The 10,529-nt window shown below is 70.3% G+C and carries 6 protein-coding genes; 5 read left to right on the top strand and 1 reads right to left on the bottom strand.

The features are described 5' to 3' along the window. The 4 genes from treS to ACGFY9_RS18365 form a co-directional block, all read left to right on the top strand. Nucleotides 1–1,372 (top strand): maltose alpha-D-glucosyltransferase (gene treS, locus ACGFY9_RS18380; RefSeq protein ID WP_393755245.1); only part of this gene is annotated, 1,372 nt, incomplete at its 5' end. Nucleotides 1,373–1,400: 28 nt separating this feature from the next. After that, nucleotides 1,401–2,768: a maltokinase gene (locus tag ACGFY9_RS18375; protein ID WP_393755244.1), complete on the top strand. Its 1,368-nt coding sequence runs from the start codon at nt 1,401–1,403 to the stop codon at nt 2,766–2,768. Nucleotides 2,769–2,773: 5 nt separating this feature from the next. Beyond that, nucleotides 2,774–5,341, top strand: coding sequence for a 1,4-alpha-glucan branching enzyme (gene glgB / locus ACGFY9_RS18370; RefSeq protein ID WP_393755242.1), 2,568 nt, complete (start codon nt 2,774–2,776; stop codon nt 5,339–5,341). A 12-nt stretch (nt 5,342–5,353) separates the two neighbouring features. Next, nucleotides 5,354–7,027 carry an ATP-binding cassette domain-containing protein gene (locus ACGFY9_RS18365; protein ID WP_393755240.1) on the top strand — a complete coding sequence of 558 codons (1,674 nt, stop codon included), beginning with the start codon at nt 5,354–5,356 and terminating at the stop codon, nt 7,025–7,027. Nucleotides 7,028–7,052: 25 nt separating this feature from the next. Here the strand turns inward: ACGFY9_RS18365 and ACGFY9_RS18360 are convergent, their stop codons facing one another. Beyond that, nucleotides 7,053–8,444, bottom strand: a complete 1,392-nt coding sequence (locus ACGFY9_RS18360) for an aminotransferase class V-fold PLP-dependent enzyme (RefSeq protein WP_393755239.1) — start codon at nt 8,442–8,444, stop codon at nt 7,053–7,055. 167 nt (nt 8,445–8,611) lie between these two features. Here ACGFY9_RS18360 and ACGFY9_RS18355 point away from each other — a divergent pair, with 167 nt between their 5' ends. Then, nucleotides 8,612–10,516: an AMP-dependent synthetase/ligase gene (locus tag ACGFY9_RS18355; RefSeq protein ID WP_393755238.1), complete on the top strand. Its 1,905-nt coding sequence runs from the start codon at nt 8,612–8,614 to the stop codon at nt 10,514–10,516. The last annotated feature ends 13 nt before the right edge of the window (nt 10,517–10,529 follow it).

Raw genomic sequence — 10,529 nt, 5'->3', positions numbered from 1 at the left:
CTTCGTCATGAACCACACCAGCGACCAGCACCCGTGGTTCCAGGAGTCGAGGAAAGACCCCGACGGGCCGTACGGCGACTACTACATGTGGGCCGGCGACGACAAGCAGTACCCCGACGCCCGCATCATCTTCGTCGACACCGAAGCCTCCAACTGGACCTTCGACCCCGTCCGCAAGCAGTACTTCTGGCACCGCTTCTTCTCCCACCAGCCGGACCTCAACTACGAGAACCCGGCCGTCCAGGAAGAGATCCTGGCCGCCCTCCGCTTCTGGCTCGACCTCGGCATCGACGGCTTCCGCCTCGATGCCGTCCCCTATCTCTATGCGGCCGAGGGCACCAACTGCGAGAACCTGCCCGCCAGTCACGACTTCCTGAAGCGCGTCCGCCGCGAGATCGACGCGATGTACCCGGACACCGTGCTGCTGGCGGAGGCCAACCAGTGGCCCGAGGACGTCGTCGACTACTTCGGCGACTTCCAGAGCGGCGGCGACGAATGCCACATGGCCTTTCATTTCCCGGTCATGCCACGGATCTTCATGGCCGTACGCCGTGAGTCCCGCTACCCCGTGTCCGAAATCCTTGCCAAGACCCCGGCGATTCCCTCGGGTTGTCAGTGGGGCATCTTCCTGCGCAACCACGACGAGCTGACCCTGGAGATGGTCACCGACGAGGAACGCGACTACATGTGGGCGGAGTACGCCAAGGACCCCCGCATGCGCGCCAACATCGGCATCCGCAGGCGCCTCGCGACCTTGCTGGACAACGACCGCAACCAGATCGAGCTGTTCACCGCCCTGCTCCTGTCCCTCCCCGGCTCGCCGATCCTCTACTACGGCGACGAGATCGGCATGGGCGACAACATCTGGCTCGGCGACCGCGACGCCGTCCGCACCCCCATGCAGTGGACCCCCGACCGGAACGCGGGCTTCTCCTCCTGCGACCCCGGCCGCCTCTTCCTGCCGGCAATCATGGACCCGGTCTACGGCTATCAAGTCACCAATGTCGAGGCGTCGATGTCGTCGCCCTCCTCGCTGCTGCACTGGACGCGCCGCATGATCGAGATCCGCAAGCAGAACCCGGCGTTCGGCCTCGGCTCGTACACGGAGCTGCAGTCGTCGAACCCGGCGGTGATCGCGTTCCTGCGCGAGTACGAGGACGATCTCGTCCTGTGTGTGCACAACTTCTCGCGGTTCGCGCAGCCCACCATGCTCGATCTGCGGGAGTTCGACGGCCGGCACCCCGTGGAGCTGATCGGCGGGGTGCGGTTCCCGGCCATCGGTGAACTGCCGTATCTGCTGACGCTCGCGGGGCACGGCTTCTACTGGTTCCGGCTCCCGCGAACCGCTTCCCGTATCGGCCGACGACTTTGAGGATGTGCCGGCGAAAGGACGCGTCACCATGCCGAAGACCGCACCGCTTCGACTGAGCAGCCCCGGCGTCGACAGGCCTCCGGCCACGCTCGCCGGGCTGCTGCGCGAATGGCTGCCCGGGCAGCGCTGGTTCGCCGGCAAGGACCGGCCGGTGGCCGACCTCGACGTGCTGTCCACGACCGAACTCTTCCCTGGCTGCCTTCACTTGCTGGTCCACGCCTCTCATACGCCTGTGCCCTCGCCGGGTGGCACTCCCCCTCCCGGCGACTGCTACCAACTCCTGCTCGGGGTCCGGGAACACGTCTCCCCGCGCCTCGCCCGGGCGTACATCGGGTGTGTTCAGGAAGGCCCCTTGGCGGGTCTCGCGGTCTACGACGCGCTGCAGGATCCGCGGTCGGCGGAGCTGTTGCTGGAGCGGTTGCGGCATCCGGGGACGACGGGTCCCCTGCATTTCGAGGCGGACCGGTCGGTGTCCGTGCCCGCCGGTCTCACGCCTCGGCTGCTGGGTGCCGAGCAGTCCAACTCCTCGCTGGTGTACGGCGATCGGTTCATCCTGAAGGTGTTCCGGCGTATCCAGCCCGGCGTCAATCCGGACCTGGAGCTGCCGGGGGCGCTGGCCGCGCAGGGCTGCAAGCGGGTCCCGGCGCCGGTGGCGTGGTTCCGGACGGCGGAGCCGCGGGCCGCGACGCTCGGTGTGCTCCAGCCGTTCCTGCCGGACGCCTCCGACGGCTGGGCGCTCGCCCTGCGCGCGCTCGCCGCCGGTGACGAATTCACCACCGAGGCCCACGAGTTGGGGCAGGCCACCGCGGATGTCCATCTCGCGCTGGCCGCGGCCTTTCCGTCCGGTGGCCATCCCCTCGCCGAGAACGACCGTACGGCGGCGGCGATGACCGAGCGCCTGGAGGCGGCCGCGCACTCCGTGCCCGCGCTGCGGCCGTTCGTGCCGGGGCTGCGGACCGCGTTCGGCGCGCTCGTCGGCCGTGACGCCGGGCCGGCCGCCCAGCGCATCCACGGCGATCTGCATCTCGGGCAGGTGCTGCGGGCCGGCCGCGACTGGTTCGTCATCGACTTCGAGGGCGAGCCGTCCAAGCCGCTGGCGGAACGGCGCAGCGCGCAGTCCCCGGTGCGGGACATCGCCGGCATGCTGCGCTCCTTCGACTACGCGGCCCGGCAACGCCGGCCCTGGCGCCCGGAGTGGGCGCGCCGCTGCCGGGAGGCCTACTGCGCGGGCTACGCGGCCCGGGCCGGCTGGGACCCCCGCACCAAGCACGCCCTGCTGCGCGCGTACGAGACGGACCGCGCCGTGTATGAAGTGCTGTACGAGGCCAGACACCGTCCGGACTGGCTTCCCGTACCCATGGCGGCGATCGAGCGTCTCGCCGTCCGAGGAGGCTGAACTCCGTGGCCCTGCACGACACTTCACCTCAGGAGGCGGGCGGTCCGCCCACGACCGGCGGCCCGGAGACGGGCGAACCGACCGGGCCTGCCGCACCGGACACCTGCGGCCCGGCCTTGCCCGGGCTGCCGGAGACCACCGGCCGGACCGTGACCGAAGCGCCGGAGACGAACAGCTCACCCACAACCGCCCGCCCTGAAACAGGTGAACCGAGCGGGCCCACCGCACCGGACGCCTCCAGCCCGGCCGTACCCGGCCCACCGGAGACCACCGGCCGGACCGTGACCGAAGCGCCGGAGAGGAACGGCTCACCCACGACGGCCGGGCGAGCGCACGAGGGTCCGTCCGGCACCGTCTCCCGGCCCGCAGTCGCCTCGCCCTCGCCCCTTCCTCCGGCTCCCCTGGGCGCGGGCGGTCCCCCGGCATCCGCTCCCCTGGACCCGGCCGACCGCGACCGCCTCCTCCACGGCGCCCACCACGACCCGCACGCGCTGCTCGGCGCGCATCCGGTGCCGGGCGGGATCGTCTTCCGGGCGCTGCGTCCGTACGCCCGTGCCGTGAGCGTCCTGATCGACGGCAAGCGCAGCCCGCTCACCTCGGAGGGCGGCGGCCTCTTCTCCACCGTGCTCCGGCTCGACGAACTCCCGGCGTACACACTGCTGGTGTCGTACGTGGAGGGCGACGAACACGAGGTCCACGACCCGTACGGCTTCCTGCCCGCCCTCGGTGAACTCGACCTGCACCTCATCAAGGAGGGGCGGCACGAGGAGTTGTGGAAGGCGCTCGGCGCGGAGCCGATGTCCCACGGCGGGGTGACCGGTACCCGCTTCACCGTGTGGGCGCCGAACGCCCAAGGGGTGCGCGTCGCCGGGGAGTTCAGCTCCTGGGACGGTACGGCCTTCCCGATGCGGTCGCTCGGTTCGTCGGGTGTGTGGGAGCTGTTCCTGCCGGGTGTGGGCGAGGACGCCCGCTACAAGTTCGAGATCACCTCCCGGAACGGCGACCGCTTCCTCAAGGCCGACCCCATGGCCCGCCGTACGGAGGTGCCGCCCGCCACGGCGTCCATCGTGACGGCCTCGCACTACGAGTGGGGCGACGAGGACTGGCTCGCCCGCCGGACGGAAACGCCGCTCCACAAGGCGCCCTTCTCCGTCTACGAAGTCCATCTCGCCTCCTGGCGCCAGGGCTTGACGTACCGTCAGCTCGCCGCCGAACTCCCCGCCTACGTGAACGAACTCGGCTTCACCCACGTCGAGTTCATGCCGGTGGCCGAGCACCCCTTCGGCGGTTCCTGGGGCTACCAGGTCACCGGCTTCTACGCCCCGACCTCCCGCATGGGCACCCCGGACGACTTCAAGTTCCTGGTCGACGCGTTCCACCAGGCCGGTATCGGCGTGATCATGGACTGGGTCCCGGCACATTTCCCCAAGGACGACTGGGCGCTGGCCCGGTTCGACGGGGAGCCGCTGTACGAACCCGGGGACGCGCGGCGGGCCGAGCATCCGGACTGGGGGACGTACGAGTTCGACCTCGGACGGACCGAGGTGCGCAACTTCCTGGTGGCGAACGCCGTCTACTGGTGCCAGGAGTTCCACATCGACGGCCTGCGCGTGGACGCGGTCGCCTCGATGCTCTACCTCGACTACTCACGCGACTCGGGCCAGTGGACCCCGAACGTCCATGGCGGGCGCGAGGACCTGGACGCGATGGCTTTCCTGCAGGAGATGAACGCGACCGTGTACCGCAGGGTGCCCGGTGTCGTGACGATCGCCGAGGAGTCGACCGCCTGGGACGGGGTGACGCGGCCGACCGACACCGGCGGTCTTGGCTTCGGGTTCAAGTGGAACATGGGCTGGATGCACGACTCGCTCGACTACATGTCGCACGAGCCCGTCCACCGCAAGTTCCACCACAACGAGATGACGTTCTCGATGGTGTACGCGTACAGCGAGAACTACGTCCTGCCGATCTCCCACGACGAAGTAGTCCACGGGAAGCAGTCGTTGGTGTCGAAGATGCCCGGCGACTGGTGGCAGCAACGCGCCAACCACCGTGCGTATCTGGGATTCATGTGGGCCCATCCCGGCAAGCAACTCCTCTTCATGGGCCAGGAGTTCGCCCAGGGCGCGGAGTGGTCCGAATCCCACGGCCCCGACTGGTGGCTCCTCGATCCGGCCTACGACGCCGCCCCCGATCACCGGGGCGTCCAGGACCTCGTCCGGGACCTCAACGCGGCCTACCGCGCGACTCCCGCTCTCTGGCAGCGCGACACCGACCCCGGCGGCTTCCGCTGGGTGATGGGCGACGCGGCCGAGGACAACGTCTTCGCGTTCCTGAGGTTCGACGCGGAGGGCTCCCCGCTCCTCTCCGTCAGCAACTTCTCCCCGGTCGTGCGCCATGACTACCGTCTCGGTGTCCCCGACGAGGTCCCGGCCTGGCGGGTGACCCTCAACACCGACTCCGCGCGCTACGGCGGCAGCGATGTCAGGAACCCCGACCCGGTCAAACCGGAGGACGGCCATATCCTGCTCACGATCCCGCCCCTCGCGACGGTGTGGCTGACACCGGGGTGACATCCTGCTCCCATGCCGACGCCGATCCACTCCCAAACCACCCGTGTAACCGGCCTGCACCTGGAGTTGCGGGACGTCACGCAGCAAGTGCGGGGCGCCGGGCGGGTGTTGGACGACGTGACGTTCGAGGTAGCGGCCGGACGCCTCCTGGTCATCGCGGGCAGCAGCGGCGCGGGCAAGACCGTACTGCTGCAGACCCTCGCGGGGCTCCGGGCCCCGACCTCGGGGGACGTCCTGCACGACGGTGCCCAACCGGGCCCGCCCGGGCCGGAGTTCGGGTTCGTGCCGCAGGAGGACGTGATCCACCATGAGCTGCCGTTGCGGCGCACGCTGGAGTACGCGGGACGGCTGCGGATGCCCGGCGAGACGGTGTCGGCGCGGGTGACGGAGGTACTCGACGTCCTCGGCCTTGCCCAGCGCGCCGACACACCGGTGCGGGCGTTGAGCGGCGGGGAGCGCAAACGGGCTTGTATCGCCGCCGAGTTGCTGACCCGGCCCCGGGTGCTGTTCCTCGACGAGCCCACGTCCGGGCTCGATCCGGTCACGGGCGCCGCGCTGTTGGCGACCGTGCGCGGTCTGGCCGAGTCCGGGACCACCGTCGTCCTCACCACCCACGTGCTGGCCGATCTGCCGCGCTGCGATCAGGTCGTGTTCCTGTCGCCGGGCGGGGCGGTCGCGTTCGTGGGGGCTCCGGACGCGCTGCTCGGAGCGTTCGGTGCGGAGACGGCGGAGGACGTGTACGCGGCGGTGGCGGACGGGAAGCGCGCCGAGCGGCCTGTCCCGGCCCAGCGCACGGAGCGCGTCCCGGCACCTGCCGCGCACCGTCCGCCGCGCGTCGGCGCCGTGCGTCAGTGGGCGCTGCTGACACGTCGTACGACGGCGTTGTTGGTGCACAACCGGCTGTCGGTCGCCGTGTTCGTGGGGTCGCCGGTGATGATCGTGGCGATGTTCGCGGTCCTGTTCCGGGCGGGTGCGTTCGATCCGGCGGCGCCCGATCCGGGGTCCACGGCGATGATCATGTTCTGGATCGCGTTCGGGGCGTTCTTCTTCGGGCTGACGTACGGACTGCTGCAGATCTGCACGGAGTTGGCGGTGCTGCGCCGTGAGTGGCTGGCCGGGGTGCGCATCGGACCGTACGTCGCCTCGAAGTTGACCACCGTGCTGCCGGTACTGGCCGGGGCGGACGCGCTGTTGCTGGCGGTGCTGCGGACGCTGGACCGGTTGCCTGCGGCGGGCTGGGACACGTACGCCTCGCTGTTCCTCACCAGTGTGCTGGCCTCGGCCGCCGCGCTCGCCCTCGGGCTGCTCACCTCGGCGGCGGTCACGGACCCGGGCCAGGCGACCCTGATGCTGCCGCTGCTCTGCTTCCCCCAGGTGCTGTTCTCGGGGGCGTTCGTGCCGGTGCCGCGGATGGCGTCGGCCGGGCAGGCGATCAGCTGGGCGATGACCAACCGCTGGGCGTTCGAGGCACTGGGCGGTGCGATCGGCCTGGAGAGCCTGTGGCGCGACGGCAACTCCCCTGCGGGACCACCGCTGTTGCGCTCGTACGGCGACTCGTTCGCACATCCGGCCGGGCGCGGCTGGCTGATCCTGGCGGGGTTCGCCGTGCTGTTCCTGGCGGCGACTTGGGCGGTGCTGGTGCGCAAGTGCCGTCAGGGGGTGGCTGCGGCGCGCTCCGGGCGGTGAAGCGCTCCGCTCCAGGACCAGCCGCTCAACAGCCCGCCCGGTCCGCGAGACCCGCCACCGTCGGCACTCGGTCCCGGTACGTGTTCGCGACGAACTCCAGAAACGTTTCCACGTCCCTGGGCTGCGAGGAGACGCCCACCGAGACCCTGACCGCACCGGCGGACGGCAGCCCCAGAACGTTCAGGTAGTCCTCCAGGGAGCCCATTGGTCTACGGGCCGCCGAGCGCAGGCTGCGTAGCGGCAGGGCGAACGCGGCTTCCCCGGCGCCCGGGTTGCAGAAGCAGCCGTAGCGGAGGGAGATGCGGTGGTCGGCGCTGTCCTGGGAGACGACGCGTTCGTCGATCACCCGGCCGTCGGCGTCGAGGAGGTTGAGGGCGACGGTGCCGTCGCGGGCGGGGCCGGTGTCGGTGGGGCCGTAGACGCGTGTCATCGGGGAGCCGTCGCTGTGACGTAACTCGGCGACGCCTGCGAGGAGTTGGCCGGTCAGGCGGGTCACGTGGTCGTGGACGCGGTCCATGCCGATGGTGTCGATCCACTCCAGGCCGGCCGTGATGTCGGGTATGGAGAGGAAGTTGACGGTTCCGTCCTCGAAGGCAGCTTCGCCGTCGGCGAGGACGTGCCACTGTGCCTGGGCGCTCGCGGCGTAGATGGTGCCGCCGGAGAACCAGGGGCGGCGCAGCCGGGCGAGGGCCTCGCGGCGGACGACGAGGCTGCCTATGCCGGTGGGGTAGCCGAACACCTTGTACCAGCTGACCACGGTGAAGTCCGGGTGGTGGCGGGACAGGTCGAGGGGGTTGGTCGGCACGAACGCGGCGGCGTCCAACAGGACGTCGTAGCCGTGCTCCTGGGCCGCCGCGATCCAGTCCAGGGAGTGCCGTACGCCGGTGAAGTTGCTCTGTGCCGGATAGGCGAGGAGTCCGCGTCCGCGGCGGCGTCTGCGGGCCGTCAGCGCGGTGTTCAGTCGTTCCTCGTCGATCGCCAACTCCTGGCCGTGGACCGGGACGTACTCCGTCTTCGCGCCGCCCGCTCGCGCGTACTCCCGCAGTCCGTTCACGGAGTTGTGGTTGTCGAGGAGCATCACGAGCCGGCCGCCTGGTGCGAACGGGTACGACTCGCCGATCAGGCGCAGCGCGGCCGTCGCGTTCGCGGTGAACACGACTGTGTATTCGGCCGGGTCCGCGCGGAAGTGCCGGAGCACTGCGGCGCGGGCCCGGGCGAGCAGGTCGCCCGAGGCGCGGGAGGCGGGGCTCTCCGAGTGGGGGTTGCCGAAGACGCTTCCGGTGATGCGCTCCGCGCTGGCCCGGACCAGGGAGGTCGGGGCGAGTCCGGCGCCCGTGTAGTCGAGATAGGTGTGTCCTTCGGCGTCCAGGTAACCGAAGTCGTGTGCCCTCAACTCGCCGAGATCCACCGCGTTCATGCCCTCGTACCCCCCGCTTTGTCAGGTCGGTCCCACTCAACCATCAAACTCGGCAAGGGCACTTCACGGTTCCCCTCACCAAACGCTCACAGCTGGGCTACATTCGAGCACCGTCGATAACAGTAATGATCGGCAGAGTCACGCCCCGTACAACCCAGGAGCAGCGCATGCGCGACTTCGCCGTCGCTCCACCCCCCACCTCCACCTTCAACGGCGGCCTCGCCGACAGTATCTTCGAGACCGCGGTCCTGAACCCCACCCTCCCCCTGATCGCACGCAAGCCGGACCCCTCTTCCACGGTGTGGGAGGAGGTGACGGCCGTAGAGCTGCGGGACGAAGTCGTCGATCTGGCCAAGGGGCTGATCGCCTCCGGGATATCGCCGGGCAGCCGGGTCGCGATCATGGCCCGTACCCGTTACGAGTGGACCGTGCTCAGCCACGCCCTGTGGGCGGTCGGCGCCGAGGTCGTGCCGGTGCATCCGACGTCCTCGCGCGAGCAGGTCGAGTGGATCCTGCGGGACGCCAACTGCGTGGCCGTGGTCGTGGAGGACGAGCAGGGCATCATGACCGTCGGCACGGTGTGCGCCGCGCTGCCGCTGCTGCGGCACGTCTGGCAGCTGGACTCCGGGGCGCTGGCCCAACTCGTGGAGCGGGGCACGTACATCCCGCAGACCACGGTGGACTCGCTCCGCCGGATCGTGATGCCGGACTCGACCGCGGTCATCGCCTACACGTCGGGCACCTCTGGCCGTCCCATGGGCTGCGCGCTGAGCCACCGCAGTCTGGCCAGCCCCTGCGACACGCTGCTCGCGGGCTGGTCGCACACGGCGGCCCCGCCGGGGGAACAGCCTGCCGTGCTGGCCTTCCTGCCTTTTTCGCACGTGTACGGGCTGATGATCCAGGGGCTGTGCATGCGCGGCGGCTGGCTGATGGCGCACGAGCCGGAGATGACCGAGGCGGCGCTGGTGTCGGCGCTGCGCACCTTCCGGCCCACGTACCTGTACGCGGTGCCGTCGATCTTCGAGAAGATCTACAAGAACTTTCTCCGTACGGCCCAACAGATCGGCCGGGGCGCCCTGTTCGAGCGGGCCGCCGCCACCGCGCGGGACTTCGCGGCGGCCGAGGAGAGACAGAGACTCGGCCGGGGTTCGGGCCCCAGCTTCGACCTGCGGCTCCAACACGCCCTGTTCGAGCGGACCGTGTACCGCAAACTGCGCGCCGGGCTGGGCGGCCGGGTGGTCCGCGCGACGTCGGGCGGCTCTCCCCTGAACCGTGAACTGTCCTTGTTCTACTCGGGTATCGGCATCCTCGTGCACGACGGCTACGGCCTCACGGAGACCGCCGGCGGGATCACGATGCAGCCGCTGGGCCGGGAGAAGATCGGCACCGTGGGGCAGGCGCTGCCGGGCACGGAGATCCGGGTCGCGGAGGACGGGGAGATCCTCGTGCACGGCCCTTCGGTGTTCCAGGGCTACATCAACGACGAGCGGGCGACCCGGGCCGCGATGCACGCGGGCTGGCTGGCCACCGGGGACATCGGGCGGCTGGACACCGAGGGGTATCTGACGATCACCGGCCGCAAGAAGGACATCATCATCACCAGCAGCGGCAAGAGCGTCGCGCCGGCCGCGCTGGAGAACCGGCTGCGGATGCACCCGCTGATCCATCAGGCCGTGGTCGTGGGCGACGACCGTCCCTGTGTGGGGGCGCTGCTGACCCTGGACCCGGAGTTCGTGGCGCACTGGCGGGCCGGTCTCGCGCTGCAGAGCGACGCGCGGGGCCGGGAGGCGCGGGAGGAGAACGCGCTGCGGGAGGAGATCACCCGGGCCGTGGCTGCCGCCAACAGCCCTGTGGGGCGCGCCGAGTCGATCCGGGTGTTCCGGGTGCTCCCGAACCCGTTCGACGTCGCGGGCGGGCTGCTGACGCCGTCGATGAAGCTGCGCAGGGACGCGATCGTGCGGCACTACGCGTTCGAGATCGACGCGATGTACCAGGCACGCGCGCGTGCCCCGCAGCAGTCGGCGGACGAACAGCTCGCGGGCTGGGACGACGCGGACAACGTGTTCCGCTAGGTCACCGGGCGGA

Origin of the sequence: Streptomyces sp. NPDC048504 (assembly GCF_043200035.1) — a bacterium.
In the GTDB taxonomy this organism is placed as follows: Bacteria; Actinomycetota; Actinomycetes; order Streptomycetales; family Streptomycetaceae; genus Streptomyces.
Note: the sequence above shows the minus strand (reverse complement) of the source record. Positions and strands in the feature narration are given on the sequence as shown.